Source organism: Colwellia sp. Arc7-D (genome assembly GCF_003061515.1).
In the GTDB taxonomy this organism is placed as follows: Bacteria; Pseudomonadota; Gammaproteobacteria; order Enterobacterales; family Alteromonadaceae; genus Cognaticolwellia.
Map to the genome: position 1 here is coordinate 1,935,004 of NZ_CP028924.1, position 20,409 is coordinate 1,955,412.

Annotated in this window: 30 protein-coding genes; 28 read left to right on the forward strand and 2 right to left on the reverse strand. The window is 35.0% G+C overall.

Going from position 1 to position 20,409, the window contains the following annotated elements:
- The first annotated feature begins 100 nt into the window (after positions 1-100).
- The 8 genes from DBO93_RS08450 to DBO93_RS08490 all read left to right on the forward strand — a co-directional run bounded on the left by DBO93_RS08450 (position 101) and on the right by DBO93_RS08490 (position 4,480).
- Positions 101-592: a hypothetical protein gene (locus tag DBO93_RS08450; protein ID WP_108455940.1), complete on the forward strand. Its 492-nt coding sequence runs from the start codon at positions 101-103 to the stop codon at positions 590-592.
- Between the two features lie 126 nt (positions 593-718).
- Positions 719-1,006, forward strand: coding sequence for a hypothetical protein (locus DBO93_RS08455; protein WP_108455941.1), 288 nt, complete (start codon positions 719-721; stop codon positions 1,004-1,006).
- Between the two features lie 104 nt (positions 1,007-1,110).
- Complete coding sequence (locus DBO93_RS08460; RefSeq protein ID WP_108455942.1) at positions 1,111-1,455, forward strand: hypothetical protein; 345 nt, start codon at positions 1,111-1,113, stop codon at positions 1,453-1,455.
- Positions 1,456-1,968: 513 nt separating this feature from the next.
- The gene (locus tag DBO93_RS08470) at positions 1,969-2,271 is read left to right on the forward strand and encodes a hypothetical protein (protein WP_108455944.1); all 303 of its coding nucleotides are present in this window, start codon (positions 1,969-1,971) and stop codon (positions 2,269-2,271) included.
- A gap of 83 nt (positions 2,272-2,354) precedes the next feature.
- Entirely contained in the window at positions 2,355-2,834 is a 480-nt protein-coding gene (locus tag DBO93_RS08475; protein ID WP_108455945.1) for a hypothetical protein, read from the forward strand.
- Positions 2,835-2,944: 110 nt separating this feature from the next.
- The gene (locus DBO93_RS08480; RefSeq protein ID WP_108455946.1) at positions 2,945-3,307 is read left to right on the forward strand and encodes a transposase; all 363 of its coding nucleotides are present in this window, start codon (positions 2,945-2,947) and stop codon (positions 3,305-3,307) included.
- A gap of 14 nt (positions 3,308-3,321) precedes the next feature.
- Positions 3,322-4,161: an IS3 family transposase gene (locus DBO93_RS08485; protein ID WP_239059189.1), complete on the forward strand. Its 840-nt coding sequence runs from the start codon at positions 3,322-3,324 to the stop codon at positions 4,159-4,161.
- Positions 4,162-4,255: 94 nt separating this feature from the next.
- Positions 4,256-4,480, forward strand: coding sequence for a hypothetical protein (locus DBO93_RS08490; protein WP_108455948.1), 225 nt, complete (start codon positions 4,256-4,258; stop codon positions 4,478-4,480).
- 156 nt (positions 4,481-4,636) lie between these two features.
- Here DBO93_RS08490 and DBO93_RS08495 read toward each other — a convergent pair whose 3' ends face one another.
- Positions 4,637-4,849, reverse strand: a complete 213-nt coding sequence (locus tag DBO93_RS08495; protein ID WP_108455949.1) for a hypothetical protein — start codon at positions 4,847-4,849, stop codon at positions 4,637-4,639.
- Between the two features lie 175 nt (positions 4,850-5,024).
- Between DBO93_RS08495 and DBO93_RS08500 the strand changes: the two genes are divergently transcribed.
- The 19 genes from DBO93_RS08500 to DBO93_RS08600 all read left to right on the forward strand — a co-directional run bounded on the left by DBO93_RS08500 (position 5,025) and on the right by DBO93_RS08600 (position 17,218).
- Entirely contained in the window at positions 5,025-5,450 is a 426-nt protein-coding gene (locus DBO93_RS08500; RefSeq protein WP_108455950.1) for a hypothetical protein, read from the forward strand.
- A gap of 141 nt (positions 5,451-5,591) precedes the next feature.
- On the forward strand, positions 5,592-6,158 hold the full coding sequence (locus DBO93_RS08505) for a hypothetical protein (protein WP_108455951.1): 567 nt from the start codon (positions 5,592-5,594) through the stop codon (positions 6,156-6,158).
- 114 nt (positions 6,159-6,272) lie between these two features.
- Positions 6,273-7,220, forward strand: a complete 948-nt coding sequence (locus tag DBO93_RS08510) for a DUF6602 domain-containing protein (protein WP_108455952.1) — start codon at positions 6,273-6,275, stop codon at positions 7,218-7,220.
- A gap of 507 nt (positions 7,221-7,727) precedes the next feature.
- A complete protein-coding gene (locus DBO93_RS08520; RefSeq protein WP_108455954.1) occupies positions 7,728-8,099 on the forward strand; it encodes a hypothetical protein in 372 nt (123 codons plus the stop codon).
- A 105-nt stretch (positions 8,100-8,204) separates the two neighbouring features.
- Positions 8,205-8,558, forward strand: a complete 354-nt coding sequence (locus DBO93_RS08525) for a hypothetical protein (RefSeq protein WP_108455955.1) — start codon at positions 8,205-8,207, stop codon at positions 8,556-8,558.
- 124 nt (positions 8,559-8,682) lie between these two features.
- Positions 8,683-9,126 (forward strand): hypothetical protein, encoded by a 444-nt coding sequence (locus DBO93_RS08530; RefSeq protein WP_204100664.1) that lies wholly within the window; start codon positions 8,683-8,685, stop codon positions 9,124-9,126.
- 104 nt (positions 9,127-9,230) lie between these two features.
- Positions 9,231-9,707 (forward strand): GrpB family protein, encoded by a 477-nt coding sequence (locus DBO93_RS08535; RefSeq protein WP_108455957.1) that lies wholly within the window; start codon positions 9,231-9,233, stop codon positions 9,705-9,707.
- A 110-nt stretch (positions 9,708-9,817) separates the two neighbouring features.
- Positions 9,818-10,234, forward strand: coding sequence for a hypothetical protein (locus tag DBO93_RS08540; RefSeq protein ID WP_108455958.1), 417 nt, complete (start codon positions 9,818-9,820; stop codon positions 10,232-10,234).
- A gap of 106 nt (positions 10,235-10,340) precedes the next feature.
- The gene (locus tag DBO93_RS08545) at positions 10,341-10,811 is read left to right on the forward strand and encodes a hypothetical protein (protein WP_108455959.1); all 471 of its coding nucleotides are present in this window, start codon (positions 10,341-10,343) and stop codon (positions 10,809-10,811) included.
- A gap of 369 nt (positions 10,812-11,180) precedes the next feature.
- Positions 11,181-11,648, forward strand: a complete 468-nt coding sequence (locus DBO93_RS08555; RefSeq protein ID WP_108455961.1) for a hypothetical protein — start codon at positions 11,181-11,183, stop codon at positions 11,646-11,648.
- 109 nt (positions 11,649-11,757) lie between these two features.
- On the forward strand, positions 11,758-12,087 hold the full coding sequence (locus DBO93_RS08560; protein WP_108455962.1) for a hypothetical protein: 330 nt from the start codon (positions 11,758-11,760) through the stop codon (positions 12,085-12,087).
- A gap of 104 nt (positions 12,088-12,191) precedes the next feature.
- A complete protein-coding gene (locus DBO93_RS08565; protein WP_108455963.1) occupies positions 12,192-12,788 on the forward strand; it encodes a class I SAM-dependent methyltransferase in 597 nt (198 codons plus the stop codon).
- Between the two features lie 105 nt (positions 12,789-12,893).
- Positions 12,894-13,364 carry a hypothetical protein gene (locus tag DBO93_RS08570; RefSeq protein WP_108455964.1) on the forward strand — a complete coding sequence of 157 codons (471 nt, stop codon included), beginning with the start codon at positions 12,894-12,896 and terminating at the stop codon, positions 13,362-13,364.
- Between the two features lie 200 nt (positions 13,365-13,564).
- Positions 13,565-14,068: a hypothetical protein gene (locus DBO93_RS08575; protein WP_108455965.1), complete on the forward strand. Its 504-nt coding sequence runs from the start codon at positions 13,565-13,567 to the stop codon at positions 14,066-14,068.
- A gap of 114 nt (positions 14,069-14,182) precedes the next feature.
- On the forward strand, positions 14,183-14,644 hold the full coding sequence (locus tag DBO93_RS08580) for a hypothetical protein (RefSeq protein ID WP_108455966.1): 462 nt from the start codon (positions 14,183-14,185) through the stop codon (positions 14,642-14,644).
- Positions 14,645-14,736: 92 nt separating this feature from the next.
- The gene (locus DBO93_RS08585) at positions 14,737-15,519 is read left to right on the forward strand and encodes an EAL domain-containing protein (protein WP_108455967.1); all 783 of its coding nucleotides are present in this window, start codon (positions 14,737-14,739) and stop codon (positions 15,517-15,519) included.
- Between the two features lie 106 nt (positions 15,520-15,625).
- Positions 15,626-16,075: a GNAT family N-acetyltransferase gene (locus tag DBO93_RS08590; protein WP_108455968.1), complete on the forward strand. Its 450-nt coding sequence runs from the start codon at positions 15,626-15,628 to the stop codon at positions 16,073-16,075.
- 132 nt (positions 16,076-16,207) lie between these two features.
- Positions 16,208-16,426 carry a DUF6500 family protein gene (locus DBO93_RS08595; protein ID WP_108455969.1) on the forward strand — a complete coding sequence of 73 codons (219 nt, stop codon included), beginning with the start codon at positions 16,208-16,210 and terminating at the stop codon, positions 16,424-16,426.
- A gap of 267 nt (positions 16,427-16,693) precedes the next feature.
- Positions 16,694-17,218 (forward strand): hypothetical protein, encoded by a 525-nt coding sequence (locus DBO93_RS08600; protein WP_108455970.1) that lies wholly within the window; start codon positions 16,694-16,696, stop codon positions 17,216-17,218.
- A 451-nt stretch (positions 17,219-17,669) separates the two neighbouring features.
- Here the strand turns inward: DBO93_RS08600 and DBO93_RS08605 are convergent, their stop codons facing one another.
- A complete protein-coding gene (locus DBO93_RS08605) occupies positions 17,670-18,797 on the reverse strand; it encodes an alanine--glyoxylate aminotransferase family protein (protein WP_108455971.1) in 1,128 nt (375 codons plus the stop codon).
- A gap of 371 nt (positions 18,798-19,168) precedes the next feature.
- Between DBO93_RS08605 and DBO93_RS08610 the strand changes: the two genes are divergently transcribed.
- Positions 19,169-20,407, forward strand: a complete 1,239-nt coding sequence (locus DBO93_RS08610) for a malic enzyme-like NAD(P)-binding protein (RefSeq protein ID WP_108455972.1) — start codon at positions 19,169-19,171, stop codon at positions 20,405-20,407.
- Positions 20,408-20,409 lie beyond the last annotated feature (2 nt).

Consider the following 20,409-nt stretch of genomic DNA (forward strand, 5'->3'; position numbering starts at 1 on the left):
CAAGCAAATCAACAAGGACTAAAAACAGCGGGCTGTTCGCTTCGCTCCATTTTAGCCCACTATTTTTAGCCTGTTATTTGGGCGTTATGTGTTTAGGTGTATGAAACGAATTAAGTGTACTGCTAAAGCAGGGGATTTCTTATTTTATGCTATTGGTTGCGTAATATTTTCTGGGCTTAGCTTTTACGCTTTCGACTTTGTGTTTATTAAATTTATCCTAGCACTTGAAAATATTAATGATAAACCGATATTATATTTCTTTTCAGTATTGTTAACTTTATTGTTGCTTAGCCCTCTTTTGGCGGTTAAGCCATTTATAAAAATTTACAATAAGATAAAAGGTACTGAGCGCTTTATTGAACTTACTAAAGACTATATTAGTTTTCCTAAGTCGCTCAGCTCATTGGAGTTTGAAAAAATTAAGATTAGTACAATTACTAATGTGTATTTTTCTCAAGACCGACATGACAATGATGAGAATTTAATCATAAAATACAATGTAGATTGCCATGCATATATTGATGTTAATTTAGTTAGCGATTTTGAATTAAGACAAATTTACAATAAGCTTAGAATTACAGTCTTACTCTAAAAAAACACATAACAAGGGTTTTCAAGTCGGACAAATTACAGTTGGCTGTTGTTCGTACCTCACACATTTTAGCCAACTACAATTTGCCCCTTAACAGGGCGTTATAACTCAAAATAGAGGTCAATCGTGAAATCGACTAAAAAATCAATCTTGATAAGTCTTCTTATACTTATTTGTGCATCACCTGTTTTAGCTGATATGTTTACTCCAAGCCCTTCATGCTCAAAACCTTACAAACCATATGAGTTCACTGAACAATATCAAGTTGATAGTTTTAATAATGATGTTCAACGTTATAAAAGGTGTATCCAAGATTTTGTCGACGAACAAAATGATGCAGTAAGAAAGCATCAACAAGCTGCTGATGATGCAATTGATGAGTGGAATAGCTTTGTAAATCTTGAGCTTAATTGAGTTATAACAAGCCAATTAAGCGGGACTAAAAACAGTTTGCTGTTTCGTACCTCAACATTTTAGCAAACCATTTTTAGCCCCTTATTGGGGCGTTATGTGTTTCTATGAATTACGATGAATTTGTCAACGAAGTCCAAAAGTACGATAGCGACCCTGATGTTGCTAAGTTATTGGGTGTATTGAAAGGTTGGAAGCTTAATAATGAAAGTGTGGTTCAGCTTCAAACGACTATAGAAAGGTTTTTTGGTCACTCTTGGATAGAGAGTGAGGAAACTCATAATCACCTTTATAAGTTGTGGTCATCTTTCAATACAAGTGCAATTGGAAACATCGGTGGTATGACAATGAATGAACGGCTTTTTTGGTTTGGTTTATTTGAACAATTTGATAGTTGTAAATCTGAGGCTAAAAAACAATTGATTTACAGTAAGTTGTCAGCCAACACATAACAAGCCAATTAAGCGGGACTGCTAACAGTTTGCTCAGTTCCACTTCGTTTCACATTTTAGCAAACTATCATCAGCCCCTTATTGGGGCGTTAGAAGCCAGTGAATGAATCTAGCTCAGAAGTATTTAAAATTTATAAATGACGGGAATGCTCTTTGGACTGAATTATTAATTATTCTTCCAACTTGTATTGCTACATATTTATTATTTCCTGAAATCGAATATACTCTTAAACTAATTATCAGTGGCATCTTATGTATCTCTATCGTAATTATTCATTTTAGTATTGGTATTTATTCACTCATAAAAAGGGATTATGCAAGCTTCTTAAACTTCGTTGTTCTACCAATATTTATTGGTGTTTTTATGTTGGTATTTGGTTACAGGTAAATGGCTTCTAACAAGACATTAAAGCAGGAAAATTTACAGTTGGCTGTTTTCACTGCGTTCAACATTTTAGCCAACTACAAATTTCCTCTTAATGGGGCGTTAGGTAACCATGGAGAGGTGAGGCATTGGCAAATCGGCCTAAAGAAAAATTTGAATACGAAGTAGATAAGTATTGGTTCAAATTCTCAAATTTTATTGGACTAGCATTTGGTTCTTTTTGTATTTGGTTCTCGTTTATTAAATCTGATGATGATTTTTTCCAAATGAGAGGAATTGAGGTTTCAAGAGTAGATGATCCAATATTGTTTTGGTTTAACATTTTGTTTTGCTTTTCAGGTGGTGTGCTTTTTATCTATCTAGGCTTGGGTCCATTCTTTCACTGGGTTGGGAAAAGGTTACCTAACAAGCAAATTAATCAGGACAAATAACAGTTGGTTTTGCTCCTGCGTCGCTTATTTTAACCAACTGATATTTGCCCATTATTTGGGCGTTATATTTTCAGGAGACTTCGGTGGCTGTTTGGCAAGTGACAATCGATTTCATTCCCCTCCAATGGGCAGAAGAAAATGGATTCAAAACTGAAAAATTATATGATGAAGATGGTTTTGACCCAACTTGCACGTGGATAGACCAACAACCTAGGGATGACTTCGAAAAAGTTTTCGATGCTATATTGCCTAGATCTGAGTCTTGGTCAAAAGATTTAACTCTTTGGGGTGATACCAAAACTAATGATATAAGTGTGTGGCGCGATGATGCTAATGTTTCTTCAATAGATTTTAGATTAGATTTAAGTAAAAACTATGTAAGCCTAATGAACTCACTAGTAGACTCGGCTATCTCACTTAATTGTGTATTGTTTATACCAGGGCAGCACGTTGTAATCAAACCTAATATATTTGAGTTGAAAAAGCATATTTTAAAATCTAGCGCCGCAAAGTATGTCAAAGATCCTGAAGCATTTTTTAATGATGTTGGGTCCGAGAAATGAAAATATAACAAGCTGTTCAAGCAGGACAAAAAACAGTTTGCTGTTTCGTTCTGATCTTGTACCACTTTGGTAGACAGTTATTTATTTAATTGTTACCAAAGAGGTTAATCATGGGACATACAAGAAAGCGACATTACAACCAATATTCATTAGCGTTTAAACTTCATGCTATTTTACTCTCGTCTCAGCAAGGTGTTTTAGCTAAAGACGTGGCTAGTTCCTTGGGTATTCACCCCATCATGCTCTATCGTTGGTGTATGGAATACCGTAAAGAGTCATTGTTTACTCATCCGCTTATGAAAAATCATCAAATGGAAAAACCATCCAAAGAGAAGAAGCCCGTCAGTCCCGAAAAGCTTAAACTTGCTAAGGCCAATGCGCACATTAAAAAGTTGGAAAAAAAACTAGCTCGCAGCGAAGAGGATATTGAAATTCTAAAAAAGTTCGAGCGGTTCTTAAAGGAAGACCCCTAGTTAATTTTACCTTTATCAAAAAGAACCATGCCTTAAGTAATGTCTCAAGATTATGCTCGCTGTTGGGGGTGTCTCGCGGTGGTTACTATGCCTGGCATAATCGGCCAGTATCCGCGCATAAAGTCAAAGATAACCAACTTAAGGCTGAACTGATTAAGCAGCACCAAGGCTTTAAACGAGCCTACGGCGCACCAAGAATGCATGTACAGATAAATCGAGAAGGCCTTAGCTGTAGTCGTCGACGCATCACGAGACTAATGAAAGAGCTTAACCTGTGTAGCTCGACTAAAAACTTATATTTGCGCTTACCAAATAGAGGAAAACATTACTCAACAACAAGCAATCATCTGCATTATGTCGCTAAGCCAAGCGCAAAGAATCAACAGTGGGTTGGTGACTTCACCCACATCAGCACTCAAAAAGGTTGGCTCTTTCATGCGGTTGTTATGGATTTATTTACACGTAAATTGATTGGGTGGTCGTTTAGTCGTCAACGAAATTCTTTAATGACACAAGCGGCTTTAAAGGCAGCCTTAGCAACAGAAACACCAGATAATAATTGTATATTTCATTCAGACCAAGGAATTGAATATGCGGCGAATGATTTCAAAACTCTTGTGGAAAAGTCAGGTTTTATAAGGAGTATGAGCCGAAAAGCAACGCCGATTGATAATGCGGCGATGGAATCGTACTTCCATACGTTTAAAGCAGAAGCTATTCATGGCAAACGTTTTAACAATCAAGAAGAGGCGACTGCTGTTATTCAGAAATACATCGCGTTTTACAATCAAGAACGATTACATTCAAGTTTAGGTTATACAACGCCTGAAAAATATGAGAAATTAGGACTTTGAAATGTGTCTACGAAAGTGGTGTAAGATCATTCCTCAACATTTTAGCAAACAATTTTTTGCCCCTTAACAGGGCGTTATATTTCAAGGAGGGTGTATGAAATTATCTACATTGTTTTTCATTTTATTATTAATATCTGGATGCTCAAGCACAAACCACATGGTTTTATCTGATGTTAAGACTAGCGTAGAACAAAGAGAAAGGGGTTTACCTGAACATTTAAAAACTGGTAACGTCGAAAAGTCAGATGTAAAAAAAGGTATAAAACATGCGCGTAATAATACTCTTTTGGCTGTGATATTTGATTTATTTGACTGGTAAAGTGGATAATATATATAACAAGCATTTCAAGCGGGACTGCTAACAGTTTGCTCGGTTTCGCTTCGCTACACATTTTAGCAAAAAATTATCAGCCCCTTAAATGGGTGTTAGCAGTACCATTAGATCGGATGTTGTAATGAGCATGGACGTAAACAATCAAACTATTTTTGGGAAGTTTATTCTTTGGGAAATAGCGATAGCAAAAATTTCAGCAGGTATAGCTATAGCCCTTTCTTTGGTCTTTATTTCTTTTAGCTTTTTAACTCCTAGCTTTTTTACAAATGAACCTTTTACTTTTATTGCATTGTCCAAATATTGTTTCAGCTCATTTATTGGTTTGTTCGTAATGTTTTCGCTAATAAATATCATAAGTTCTTTTGTAGTTGTAATCCGGTTAAAGTTAAAAGCATAGTTAAAACAATGGGCTGTGTTAAAGTACTGCTAACAAGCACTTCAAACGGAACAAAAACAGTTGGTTAGGTTCCGCTCCGCTTCACATTTTAACCAACTATTTTTGTCCGCTTAAGTGGGCGTTAAGTACCTTATGAAAATATTGAGCATATCTGCACTATTTGTATTACTTACTTTAAGCTTTAATGCTTCGAGTGAAGAAGTTGAAATTGAATCACGTTCTCACACTACTGCAGACGGTGTTACCCATGTCCAAAAATTAGCATTAGAGTTAACTGATTTAGAAGCTACGCCAAAATTTGATCCATCTAAAGAAGTAGTGCCTATTTCAATCAAAGAAGCTATTAACTTAGCTACGACTTTGTATACCCAAAAAACTCAAAGAGAAGAATTCGCATTGGGCAACATCTCACTAAATCGTTTCCCTCATTATAAATACCGTGATAAGTGGTTTTATCAAATTGAGGTTATTGGCAACCCTTTTAAAGGGGAACCGTCAGTTTTGTTAGCAGTATTACTAAATGGTAAAGTTGTTATGTCGGTGGCAGACGGTACTTAACAAGCTGTTAAAAAAGGACAAAATACAGTTGGCTTTTTGTTCACTCCGTTCACTTATTTTAGCCAACTATATTATTGCCTGTTAACAGGGCGTTAGGTTTCAACATCTAGTTTGAGAACTCATATTCAACAAAGGTAATAAATGGAAGATTTAGATGTAAAGATTGTAGTTACAATTATCGCTGCAGTAGTTTCTTTTGTAGGTTTAATTATAGCAAAGGATCATAAGATTTCAGAGTTTAGACAATCTTGGATTAATGATTTTCGTTCCGATGTATCCGAGTTAATGGGTTGTTTAAATAATATAGCTGCTAAATTCATGCTTGCAGACAAAGATCCTGCAACTAAAAAAGTTAATGGTGTTAACTTCATCGAAAGTGCACATGAACTTTTTAATGAAGCTCATAGGCTTATATATAAATTGAAGCTCATGCTGAACCCTAAAAAAGATCATGAGTTAATCTCCGCTCTTGATGCAATTGAAAGTATGATTATGAGTCATGACAAAATGGCTGAGACAGGTCATTTTACTCAGGTAACTGAAAAACTATATTTGCTAAGTCATAAAACTCTAAAAAGTGAGTGGACTAGAGTAAAAAAGGGAGAGGTTGTATTCCAATTAACGAAATGGTTACTAATTATAGGAATAGGGTTATTTGTTAGTTCATATGCAATAGAGTTATATGGAACAATAGTAATAAAAACCTAACAAGGCGTTCAATCGGACAAAAAACAGTTGGCTGTTTCACTCCGTTCACAATTTTAGCCAACAATTTTTTGCCGCTTAACGTGGCGTTAGTGCTCAAATGGAGTTGTCACATTTATGCGTTCAGAATTAAATCAATTTATGCAGCAATTGCAGCACGAACTATCTTCCGAATATAAGCGGATTTCTGCGAGAAGTATAGAAGATCCAGGCACGGCTGGTGATGAAGGTGAAGAAAATTGGGCTGCGCTTTTAAGAAATTGGCTCCCTTCTAATTATCACATCGTAACTAAAGGCAGGATTTTAAGCCATGATGGAGAGGCAAGTCCTCAAGTTGATATTTTAGTTCTTCATCCTGCTTATCCCAAACACCTTATCAATAAAAAATACTATTTAGCAGGTGCGGTATTAGCAGTTTTTGAATGTAAACTGACATTAAGAAGAAGACATCTCAAAAAAATTATAAATACAGCTTTCGCTATCAAAAATTTAGTTCCTGAACGGACTGGTTCCCCATACAAAGAGTTAAATCAACCTATTATCACAGGGGTTCTGGCTCATTCTCATGAATGGAGTACAGAAAAAGAATATTACGCTTTTGATATTATGGAAAAATTCCAAGATCTTCAGTTTGAGGGCGTGAATCATCCAAGAGAAATGTTAGATGTTATATGTATAGCTGATACAGCTGTGTTTAGAATATTTAAATCTATACTTGTGGGCCCAAATATTTCCAAAGAAGAATTAACTGAAGGAATGTTATCAGGACCTGAGGTTAAAGAAGGTGTTTCAGTTGGGTATAATTGTACTTGGCAACAAGAAGAAACAGACCCTTTTGATACTATTTTAGGAACACTCATTGGTGATTTATTTATTCGTTTAGCGCATCAAGACGCATCAATACGTCCTATGGCTGAATATTACACTCTTGGTAGTTTAGATACTGGTGGTATATCTAAACCATACTTATGCGATGCCGAGTACTTATCTGAAGAAGTTTTAGATAAACTTCGAAACACAGGTACTGTTGAAGGGCGTTGGTCAGAATGGGCTGAGTGGCAATGAGCACTAACAAGTTACTCAAACGGACGCTAAACAGTTGGCTAGCGCTCGTTCCTCGCAATTTTAGCCAACAATTTTTCACCGCTTAGTAAGGCGTTATGTGTATCTAGAGTTATGAATTAAATGCTAATTTTATTGTTCATCCTATTATCCTTCTCATTTGTTAGCCTTTTCGTTGGTACTTTGATGGCTCCTTTTGCTGTGAATATACAAACGTTAAAAGAATCAGGCTACTCCAGTAGAATTACAATTATGCATATACCAGAGCTATTTCTTAAAAAGTGGTATGAGCCTAGTAAGCTGTATGTAAGAAAAATGATTATCTTTGGTTTAATAGGTTGTATGGTAGGGTTTAGTCTACTCTATATTTTGGGTAAATTAGGTTTTGTGTAAATACACATAACAAGCTAATTAATAAGGACAAAAAACAGTTGGCTGTTTTCGTTCCTCAACATTTTAGCCAACTATTTTTTGCCCATTATTAGGGCGTTATATTTTTATGGAGGTTTGGTGGATTTAGGGCATTGGGATAGAGCAATTATCAAAAGTTTATCTTGGGTAGCTCTAGGGATCATTTTTGTCACACTGCTTTCGGGATCAATACCAACCACAGCTAATGATTTGTCTGGTTTAATAATTTCATTTTTACTATTTTTTGGAGTCTACTTACTAATTTCTATCGTTGGCTGGTTACTTATTGGTTTTCCAACTCACTGGTTAATATGTAAATTCACTGATGCTTCGTATAAATTCTATTTTGCAGTTAGTATATTTGTAGGCTTAACTTTGTATTCATTAAATAATCAAGATTCATTGTTGTTTGCTTTAACTGCCTTCTCTCAAGCTATGATATTTCGGTTTTACGTGTATAAAAAAATATAACAAGACGTTCAAACGGACAAAAAACAGTTGGCTGTTTCACTTCGTTCACATTATAGCCAATAATTTTTTGCCGCTTAACAGGGGCGTTATGCCTAAAGGGATTTTGTGTTTACATTTCTATATTTATTTTCAAACTTAATTGGATATTTTTTTAGCTTCAATTTTATTCTCAATAAGCTAAAAGTTAGCGAGCAACGAAGAAAGAGAGCTGCTTATTTAAGTTTGTTATTACTAGGCATTCAATTAGTTAGTTCTACTTTATGTGAGCTAGTTGCTCTTGACGATTTAGCAGCATTGCTATTAACTATTATTATCTTTTTAGCTGTTATACAAAAATTTCTAAAGTTAACTGTTTGGCAAACTATATTAATTCCCATAGTTGTACCAATAATTGGGCAACTTTGTTTTGTTATCGTATTTGCTTTAAGTATCAAAGTATTCGGGCCAATTACGATGTAGTCGGCATATAACAAGAAATTAAACAAGGACTAAAAACAGCGAGATGTTCGATTCGCTCCATTTTAGCCCACTTTTTTTAGCCCATTATTTGGGCGTTATTTGCCAGTGCAAAATGGAGTTCGCATTGAAGTTTAGTTTTAAATCAAAGTTATTAATTAGTGCAGGTTTTATTGCCACTGCTTCTGCTATATGGCATCTACTATGTATCTGGGGAGGTCCTAGTTGGTTTACTTTCGCGCGAGCACCTCAACAAATTATTGATTCCGCACAGCAAGGAACTTTACTTGCTCCATTTGGTACAGTCGTAGTCGCAGGATTAATGTTCTCATGTACCGTTTTTGCTTTTTCAGCCGTTGGTTTAATTCGCAAAATACCTTTAGTTAAACCAGCTTTAATTACTATTGCTTTTCTTTGCACATTGCGTGGTTTAATTGCTATACCTACATTTACTAACCCTATAGGCTTAGATCTTTGGCAAGTTATTGCTAGTACGGTTTGGGTTTATGTTGGTATTTGTTTTATCGCTGGTAGTATAGAACAATATAGCCTTGATAAATCAGGCACATAAAAAGAATATTAAACGGAAAATTACAGTTGGCTGTTTTTCGTTCCCCAAACATTTTAGCCAACTATAAATTTCCTCTTAAGTAGGCGTTAGAGCGCTCACGAGTTATGTATATATTTCCGCACAATGAAAACTGGAAGTCCGAGTTCGAAAATGTGAGAGATTCAATAATTTCAACCTACGAAGGTGATATTGAAATTTTTCATATTGGCTCAACTGCTATAGCAGGGTTGTATGCTAAAGATTGCATCGATCTGTTAGGGGTTGTTAAGGACATTTCAAAGGTTTCAACTTTCAAACAAAATATTGTTGACCTTGGTTTTATTTACAGAGGTCAAAATGGCATTATTGGGCGAGAATATTTTTCAAAAAAACAAAGAAAGGTTCACTTGCATGTTTTTCAATCAGGTGATGTGAATGTGGAGAAGCACTTACATTTCGTTAAGATCATGAATAATAACGTAGCGTTAATTACTGAATTAAATCAGCTTAAACAAGGCTTACACGCAAAGTACCCTAACGATAAAGAGTTGTACCAAAAAGGGAAGAAATTCTTTTATAGTCATATAAACAAAGTGCTATAAGCTGTTAAACAAGGACAAATAACAGTTGGTTTTTGCTCCTTCGTCGTTTATTTTAACCAATCATTATTTACTGCTTAGCAAAGTTTTATACGCACAAGAGTTTATCTAGCATGGGTGTTAAAAAATATATAAAAATAACCTTACAAATTTCACTAGTTATATTTCTTGGCTTTCGATTTTATGGTGTATTTGTAGGAAAGCAGTCTAATGAAGAAGTCAGAGCATCATTCGAGAGATACTTTACCGATTCAGATGAACGTATAAAAATGACATATTTTAGCGTTGATAAAAATACTGTGGGTTTAGCACTAGAGTTAAGTGGTCTTGGCGAAAATATTGGCTTAAATGACAAAGCTAAAATAAAGTCTAATTCTCGTAAATACATCAGAGAGAAAGTTTGTAGCGATGCTCAACTTATAAAATATATAAATGATGGGAATTTTGTTTCAATAGATATACGAAATGGGGATAGCGGTCGTTTGGAGAATATTATGAATTTAAGTTTTTCAAAAGGTTCATGCGTATAATAATCACTTTAAACGGAACAAAAATAGTTGGTAGGTTCCGCTTTTTTCACATTATAACCAACAATTTTTGTCTGCTTAAGCGGGCGTTATACATTAAGGAGAGTCCATGCACCCGAATCGGAATGCAATCGCATTTGGCGGTATAGTTTTTTTAGTTATTTCTTTCGTTTTGGTCGTAAGCTTATCACTGTGGGCTTGGCCAAAATATAAAGTTTACAGCATGGAAATGAATGGTAAGGCTTCTTTAAAAGAGGCTGAATGGAGTAAACAAATACTCATTGTGGAAGCTAAAGCGCAAGAAGAAGCTGCTTTAATGCAAGCAAAAGCTAGAGTTACTTTAGCTCAAGCAGAAGGCGAAGCTAAATTAGTTCGTGCTAAGGCTGAGGGTAAAGCTGATATAGAACTTGCCAAAGCAGCAGCAGAAGCCAATAGAATAATTGGTGAATCTTTAAAAAATAATGAAGCATATCTACGTTATATTTGGATCAAAGGCCTACAAGAAGGAAGTGGCGAGCGTATTTATATTCCAACAGAGGCTGGTATGCCAATCTTAGAAGCTGGTAAGGCTAAAAATTAAGGTATAACAAGTTGCTAAGCGTTAGGTTTTTTTGTTGAATAATTATGTAAAAAGAGATTATTAATGGAATATACACTCGTCAAAACATCTACATATAAAGGGTTAATCAAAGAGGTTAACGATCTCATAAAGAAAGGTTGGATCCCTCAAGGGGGAATAATGGAAGATCAAAGCGGTAGATGTTTACAGGCAATGATTAAAACTTAAATTTATTGTAATACAAAACCGTTATTGAGGCTTTATTCGTATATTCAAGCCTAACAAGACTTCAGACGAGGAAATACAGTTGGCTGTTTTCACTCTGTTCAACATTTTAGCCAACTATATTTTCCGCTTAAGTAAACGTTAAGTGTTTAGAAGAGTTAGTCGATGTATCAAAATTTATTTAAAACTATAGTCTTATTTTTCTTTCTTTCAGGCTGCGCTGAAAGAGTAATCGATATTAGTGATAAAAAAGGGAAAATTGTTGGTGGTTGTAATGCTGGTTTTGATTGGCATTTATACGGCCTGCAAGACTCTATTGATTATTTATTATATGAATGCGCTAAGGACTCAATTGCTAAAGGTTACACAATATCAGATGAAAGATTGCTCTCGATTGATTTTTCACTACCTGATCCACCAAAAGGTCAGTCGTGGAATAAAAAATTAGCCATGAGCCAATTTCATAGCGGTAAAATTACGGAAAGAAAATTAGGATATATTCTTGCGGCAACAGAGTTTCAATATATAAAAATTATTCGGGCTGCTGAAGGTGATTTAGCTAGTGAAAAGATAACTGAGTCTGAATTTAATGAAATTGACAAAAATGCCAAGCTAAATTGGCTTGGTGAATAGAACACATAACAAGGCGCTCAAGAGGTAGAATTTACAGTTTTCTGTTTTCACTCCGTTCAACATTATAGCAAACTATAAATTTATCCTTAGCGGGGCGGTATGAAGCTAAATGAATTTATATAAACCCCATACAGTAGCAATATATTCTGGTGTAATAGCAACATTGATTGGACTTATTGCATTATCCTTAAGTTGGAATCTTTGGGGATTTTTTAGTGGTCCATTACCTGGCTATCAAATCTTTTTGTTTCCAGGTAATTTGTCTCTGATTTATTTTTGGCATCCAATATTTACTGAAGAGATTAATTTTTGGCCAAAGTTATTTATGCTGCTGTTTGGACAGTTTGTTGTCGTTACCTGTATCGTTGTTGTATTAGTGAAACTAAAGAATAGACTTGTACCATCGCTTAATAACAAGACGTTAAAGCAGGACAAATAACAGTTGGCTTTTTGTTCACAACGTTCACTTATTTTAGCCAACTGTATTTTCCCCTTAAACGGGCGTTAGACATTTAGATAAACTGTGAGTTTTTGGAGAGAATTTTGAGTAACAAATGGGACGAGTATGCTGAAAACTGGGATGTAGATCCTACCGTTGAAGAGTATGCAAAAAATGCATTTTCAGCACTATTACAAAACATAAATATTAATGGTTTAACTGTTCTTGATTTCGGCTGTGGTACAGGTGCATTAACTCAACTTATGAGCCCAACAGCTAAAAGTATTGTTGCGATAGATCCATCTTCAGAAATGATAAAGCATTTGGATAAAAAGGCGCTAAATAATGTATCGTCTATTTCTGACTATCTATCAAAAGAGTTAGTTCAAAGCCTTCCAGAGTTTAAAAACAAATTTGATGTAATAGTGGCATCATCTGTTTGTGGTTTTCTACCAGATTATGAAGCAACTTTGAGTTTATTAAAGTCTCTACTAAAAGATGGTGGCGTGTTTGTACAATGGGATTGGCTTTCTAATGATGATTCATCGGAAATGGGGTTGTCAGTAAAAAGGGTTAAACAGGCATTTGTCGCAAATGATTTTGTAAATACTAAAGTTAAGCGTGCTTTTATAATGAGCAGCTCCGAAGGTAGTATGCCTGTTTTAATGGCTATTGGAGAAAATGCCTTGCAAGAACTTTAAATATAACAAAAATAAACAGCTGGTTAGGTTACGCTTCGCTTCACATTATAATCAGCTGTTTTTGTCCGCTTAAGTTGGCGTTAGGCAGCAGATAAGGAGGTTTTCTTGCCATTATCAACGAAAGGTATTTCGCATCAAATAATATCCTCATTAATCACTTTCAAAATTGAAAATTTAGGGACTATTAATGATTGTAAAATTGTTATAAACCACTTGATTCGAAAGTTTAGTGAACCTCTTGAAAAAGAAGGATTACAAAAGAAATATATTTCTAAACTCGTAATTGATCAATCTAAAGCAATTAAAGAGCACTTGTTCCCAGTAAATGAAATTATGAATCATTTATTGGCAATGCCATTGACTGAAAATAAAGATGTTCTGGCAAATACAGTACATGCATATCTTGAAAATGCACTAATCCTTGTCTATGTAACGAAAGATGAAGATAACCAATTAAATAAATTTGGTTTTCAGCGTAATATGCCAACTGAATATAGTGATCCTAAAAGTCCATTGTATGGTGATGTATGGGCTAGGTACAAATGCTCAAATTTATTTTCAAATATAATAGAGTGAAACCTTTCTCACCAGCAAATTAATAGGAAAAAACCGTTGGCTGTTTTCGTTTCTCAAGACTTTAGCCAAAAAATAAACTTCCTCTTATTGGGCTGATTTTTTACCTCTTTGGTGAACATATAACCAGTCCCTTAAATAGGCGCTATTTACAAATGCTACTTTTGGCATATGTAATTATTATTATAAAATAAGGATATACCTTGAAAAAAATCATTTTACTCTTACCTCTATTATCTCTTAGTTGTTTCGCTGCGGTAGATAGTGAAACTAAAAATCATTCTGTTGGATTTGGTATCGGAGCTATGTATAGTGGCATAGGCACAAATTTTTCATTCGTTTCAAAAACAGATTTAAAATATATATCAGCTGGTTGTACAGCATATAGTTCAATGACCGGTTCAGAATGTGGTGTTGGTGTTGGCTGGATTAAAACTGATTTATTCGACTCTAATTCTAATAAACATGGTTTCGGTGTTTATGTTGGCTCAGTTGGTAAAGAATCAAGCTATAGCAATACATCTACTTCAAATGGAGTTGAGTATTATCGTCACGAAAATAATATATATGGCGTTGGTGTAAGTTATACATATTTCATGAATGGCATTGACCATTCAGGTACAACTTTTGGTATTTCGATTCATGCTACTAATGCGGAGTTCGAAAGTAACTACGGCGGTTTCTTCCAAGTTGGTTATCAGTTTTAGCACATAATAAGTCAATCAAGCATTACAAAATACAGTTGGCTGATTTCACTTTTCAACATTTTAGCCAACTATTTTATTACTGCTTTGCAAAGCATTAACTTTCAGGAGAAAAAATTGAAGCATCTATTAATTACCATCTTATTACTGGCACCATTTTTTACTTATGCGAATGAATCACAACAGATTGATAAATTAGCTAAACCGATTTTGGATCTGTTTTCAAAAAATGAAATTGAACATGTAGCAAATAAAGCTTTAGAGCATAGCTCTGTTAGTGACTACATTAGCAAAGCTGATTTGATTCAAACCGATAGTCAATTTCATGGTTATTTAAATGTGCTTGGAAAGTTCTATTCGCTTCAGTTGATTCACCAACAAGAGATTGAAGGAACTTATTCTACTCGTTGGTATGTCTTAAAGTATCAACGTCAACCTGCTCTAATTAGCTTAGAGTTTTATAAAGCTGATGACGAGTGGGAAGTTCACTCGATCAATCTTAAATTGGAGCTAGATGATTACCTTGAAGAAAGATCAAAAATAGAAATTGGTAAGTTAGGTATTAAAAAAGAAAACTAACAAGCTAATTAATAAGAACAAAAACTAGTTTACGGTCAACAGAGCGTTAAATCTTCGCTTAATTTAGCGTTTAATTTGTTAAGGATATATAAATGAAAGAAGAACCTATAATTTATGACAGACTTTCATGTGATAATTGTTCTGATAAAAGTAGCCTTGACTTCGATTTTACAATGGCTTTTCAACCCATTATTAATTGTAAGACTAATAAAATTTATGGTTATGAAGCCTTGGTGCGTGGATTAAATAATGAGTCAGCATTTTCAATAATATCTAAAGTTAACGATGATAATCGTTATTTATTTGACCAACTTTGTCGAATTAAGGCGATAGCTTTAGCATCCAAATTAAAACTTGAAACTATGCTTAGTATTAACTTTCTTCCAAATGCTATATACAAGCCTGAGCGTTGTATTCGTACGACATTAGATGCGGCCAAGAAATATAATTTTCCAGCTGAAAGAATAATGTTTGAGTTTACAGAAGTTGAAAAAATAGAAGATAGTAATTTTGTTAAAAGCATAGTCGAATATTATATTAAATTGGGGTTTAAAACTGCAATTGATGATTTTGGATCTGGTTATTCTGGCTTAGGGTTGTTAGCTGACTTTCAAACCGATATTGTAAAGCTTGATATGGCGCTTATCCGCAATATTGATTCAGATCATGCTCGTCAATCAATCGTAAAAAACTGTTTAAATATTTTTCGTGATTTAAATATTACTCCACTCGTTGAAGGTATTGAGACTAAGGAAGAGTTTATCTGCTTACGAGATTTTGGTGTTGAGTTAATGCAAGGTTATTTGTTTGCTAAACCTGGCTTTGAAAAACTGCCAAATGTAGATTTTAATTTAGTGAATGAATTTGGCAAATAAAATAAGTTGTTAAAGCATGGCAAATAACAGTTGGCTGCTGTTCGTGCGAACATGTTAGCCAGCTATTTCTTGGGTGTTAAACTGGCAATGTATTGATAAGGCATGTATGGAAAATTTTTCATGGGTTTATGATCAAACTAATATTGACTGGAGTCAATTATCAGAACTTTATCGAATTGCCCCTTTAGGCGACAAACCTGCAGAGAATCTTAAGATAGTATTCTCTAATAGTAAGTTTAAGTGTTTTATCTTTGATGATTGCAAACTAATTGGTGTCGGTAGAGCTTTAGCTGATGGAATTGACTGTTCATATATATGTGATGTAGCAATTCATCCTAATTATCAGGGACTGGGTTTAGGTCGTCAGATCATTTTAAAATTAGTTGAATTTTCTGTTGATCACAAAAAAATTCTTTTATATGCCAACCCAGGTAAAGAAGGCTTTTATTACAAGCTTGGCTTTAAGAAAATGAATACAGCTATGGCTATTTTTAACAATGAGCAAAATGCTTTAGATGTTGGGTTGGTAAGTTCAACTGAACAAGAAACCGAATAAGTACAAAAATATTGGTAATTTCTCGTTCGTCGCTTATGTTATTCAACAATATTTTTCCTATTAACATGGCGTTATATACCCTTAGCGTTTTGAGACTATTGGTAATGACGAGTAAATGATGACGAGTAAATAATGAGAGAAGAGTTAAGAACTAAAATTATTGCGATTTGTGATAAAAAGATTTCCAGTAAAGGTGATAATGTTGGTTTGTCTTTTTATGCTTTTTTTGCAAACAAAAATGACAATCCTGAGTTACTTATGGAGGCTGCAACATGGTGGATTCAGACTCATAAATTAGATCATTTCGTTAAAGCTCATAAAATAAAAGATATGATACAAGGTGGGTTGTAGAGTTAGCAAACGAGTCTCTTAAAAGAGAAATAACAATTGACTGCTTTCTCCTTTGTTACATATTTTAACCCATTATTATTTGTCTCTTAATGAGACATTAGTTAGCTTATGAGCCTAGTTGTATTTTGATCATGTAAACTCAATTGCTGAGACTAAAAATGACCACCAATTAAAGCTTATTTCTTATGCTTGGTCATTACTAACGATTCAAATTACGAATTGCAGACTTGTTAATACGAAAAGGAATTTTTAATGATAAGGACATTTATGAAACATATTTTAATAGCCATTATTATCTTTTTATCAAGTGCTTGTGGCGGTGGCTCTGGCGGAAAGTCAACCAACATAAATGAATTGCCAGTCGATGAAGAGGGCTTTATCTTACATAATATTAGGTTTGATTCAAAAGATTTTTATGAAGGAGAGCAGGTAACAGTTACAACCGGTACACGTTTTGACGTTCAATGGGTATCACCTTCTTCAGCTTCTTACAGAATAGATTTATATTTATCGACTAACGGTGAGGCGCACTCTGACACAAACAAAATAGTAAGGCTTAGATGTGGCAGCACTTCTTTTTCACTTTGTCCTAACGCTACAGGTGAAGTGCAATGTGAAGTTGATGACAACACTTTATCTTGCTTTGCTGAAGGTGACTCTTTAGGTGGTAAACCCTTTCAGGATGAAGACCTTTCAAGCTTAAGGTTTATTATAAAAGGCTGTGACGCCCTCAATAACTGTGATGTAAAAACGTTTGATTTGTTGGTACAAAATATATCTGAGGGAGAGTAAAAAATAGTGAATATATTGATATTCAATCAGTGACATTAAGCCATCTAAAAATCTTCAAAGCTGTTTTAGCCTTATACAACGATGTCTTAAGTTTACTTAATTTTGCTTAAATATGCTTAAGTCACTCTGTACTTTTGTTACTGGTAATTAAATAGCTTATAGCGCATGTAATACAATTAGTTATTACTTATAAATAACGATTAACATAGGTGTAGAGTGTGTTGATAATTAAAGTAGAAATATAGCGAAGTATTTTTTGAGAGTTTAATGATGAGAATACAAAAAGCCAGTATAGACAAGATAACAATATCTTGTTGATACTGGCTTTTTTAGTAACCCAATAAAGCTAATTACGCATTGTTTTTTTCAAATGTAATCGATAATTGAGTTGCATGTTGAACCAAAACGATTTTTTAGATTTCATATAATGAAAAATATTAATGAGCCTTGTTTAGTTTTGTTGGGCTAAAGCGTCTTCTAATGTGGTTAAACATAAAGCTACATTTTCGCTTCTTGCAGCATAACCCATCAAGCCAATTCGCCATGCTTTTCCGGCAAAATCACCTAAACCGCCACCTATTTCTAAGTTGTATTTGTTCAACAAATAACTTCTAACTTTGGCGTCGTCTATGCCTTCAGGAATATAAATAGCATTAAGCTGCGGTAGACGCTCTTCTACTGGCACAATGAACTTAATGCCTAGTTTATCTAAACCTTTAGCAAGTGCTTCGTGCTGCTCTTGGTGGCGTGCCCAGCGGTTTTCTATGCCTTCATTTTGCAGTTGAATTAACGACTCATGTAACCCGTATAAGGAGTTAACAGGGGCGGTGTGGTGGTAGCTTCGTTTACCCTCACCAGACCAGTAACTCATTACAAGTGATTGATCTAAAAACCAACTTTGTATTTGTGTTTTACGGTTTTTAATAACATTAACCGCTTTTTCACTAAATGAAATGGGTGATAAACCCGGCACACACGATAAGCATTTTTGAGAGCCAGAATAGATCGCATCTATACCCCAGTCGTCTACTTTAAGTTCAACGCCACCAAGTGATGTAACCGCGTCTACTATAGATAAACAATTATGTTGCTGGGCAAGGGCACACAAGGCTTTAGCGTCTGATAATGCGCCAGTTGAGGTTTCAGCGTGTACAAAGGCTAAAAATTTAGCATCAGGATTAGCTTTTAAAGCGGCTTCAACTTTGTCTACTTCAACCGCTCGACCCCAAGGAGAGTCAACTACTATGGCCTCTGCGCCGATACGAGTAACGTTTTGGAACATACGATCACCAAATACGCCGTTTCGACATACAATTACTTTTTCGCCTGCTTCTACTAAATTGACAAAACAAGCCTCCATGCCAGCAGAGCCAGGCGCTGAAAGGGCGATAGTGAATTCATTTTTAGTTTGAAAAGCATACTGAAGTAGTGCTTTTAATTCGTCCATCATACCTACAAATAAAGGATCTAAATGACCAATGGCAGGTCTTGAAAGTGACGCTAAAACTTCAGGACTGATGTCGGAAGGGCCAGGGCCCATTAATATTCTGCGAGGTGGGTGAAATGATTTAAAATTCATGTTGAATGCCTTTATTGAATGGAAGTAATGATTGATTAATACTTTGATAACAAAGCCTGTCACAGGTGTCAAGTTTATCGATTTCATAAAAATTCATATAAAAATAAAATTAAATTAAGTGGAAAAATAAAAGTTGACATACCTGACAGGATTTGTGATTTTATTTAATCTTTAGCAAAAGTTTAGCCCCATTAAGATTTTCTATTTGGTTAGCATTTGCATCAATAAACCGCTGCCACGTAAATTTTCATCAAACTCTACAGGGCAGACTAAATTCACAAAATGTCGATAAATAGTCTTGTTAATGCAATACAAATAAAAGTTTATGAGCATTAGCTCATGACATATACCCATTAAATTAAAGGTCCACTATGACAGATTTTAAACAACTAGCACTGGATTACCACGCTCAACCAACACCGGGAAAAATAGCGGTGCAAATAACAACTGCTGCAGAAACCAGTGACGATTTATCATTGGCATACAGCCCAGGTGTAGCAGAGCCTTGTAGAGCAATAGCTGAAAATCCAGACGATGTTTACAAATACACAGGCAAAGGAAATACCGTTGCGGTTATATCAAATGGTAGTGCTGTTTTAGGTTTAGGTAATTTAGGCCCAATGGCGTCTAAGCCTGTTATGGAAGGTAAAGCGTTGCTATTTAAGCGCTTTGCTAATATTGATTCGTTTGATATTGAAGTGAATCATAAAACCCCTGAAGAGTTTATTAATACTGTTGCTAGTATTGCAGATACTTTTGGTGGTATTAACTTAGAAGATATAAAAGCACCAGACTGTTTTATTATCGAAAAAGCGCTACAAGAGCGCTGTAAAATCCCTATTTTTCATGATGATCAACATGGTACCGCTATCGTTACTTGTGCTGCTATGATTAATGCATTGGAAATTCAAGGTAAAGACATTGAGCACGCTGTTATTGTTTGTTTAGGTGCTGGTGCTGCGGCAATTGCCTGCATGGAACTTTTAATTCAATGTGGAGCAAAGCGCGAAAAAATTTATATGCTTGATACCAAGGGCGTTGTGCATACTCGTCGAAGTGATCTAAACGAATATAAAATGCTATTTGCCAACAATACAGATAAACGCACACTTGATGATGCAATAGCCGAAGCGGATGTTTTTGTTGGTGTATCAGGGCCTAATTTATTGTCGAAGGAGCAGTTGTTAACAATGGCGGAAAACCCTATTGTTTTTGCTTGTTCTAATCCTGATCCTGAAATTAAACCAGAAATTGCACATTCAGTTAGAGATGATTTAATTATGGCGACAGGGCGTTCTGATTATCCTAATCAAGTGAATAACGTATTGTGCTTCCCGTTTATTTTTCGTGGTGCATTAGACGTACGAGCAAGAAAAATTAATAATGAAATGAAAATAGCGGCGGTACACGCTATTCGTACTTTAGCAAAAGCTGAAGTGCCAGAAAGCGTATTAAAAGCCAGTGGAGAAAAGTCATTAAGCTTCGGTAAAAACTATATTATTCCTCGCCCTATGGACCCAAGGCTTTGCCATAATGTGGCAAAGGCGGTAGCGGAAGCTGCAGTAGCGTCAGGTGTCGCTCAAATACCTATGCCTAAGTCTTATCTCTAAGC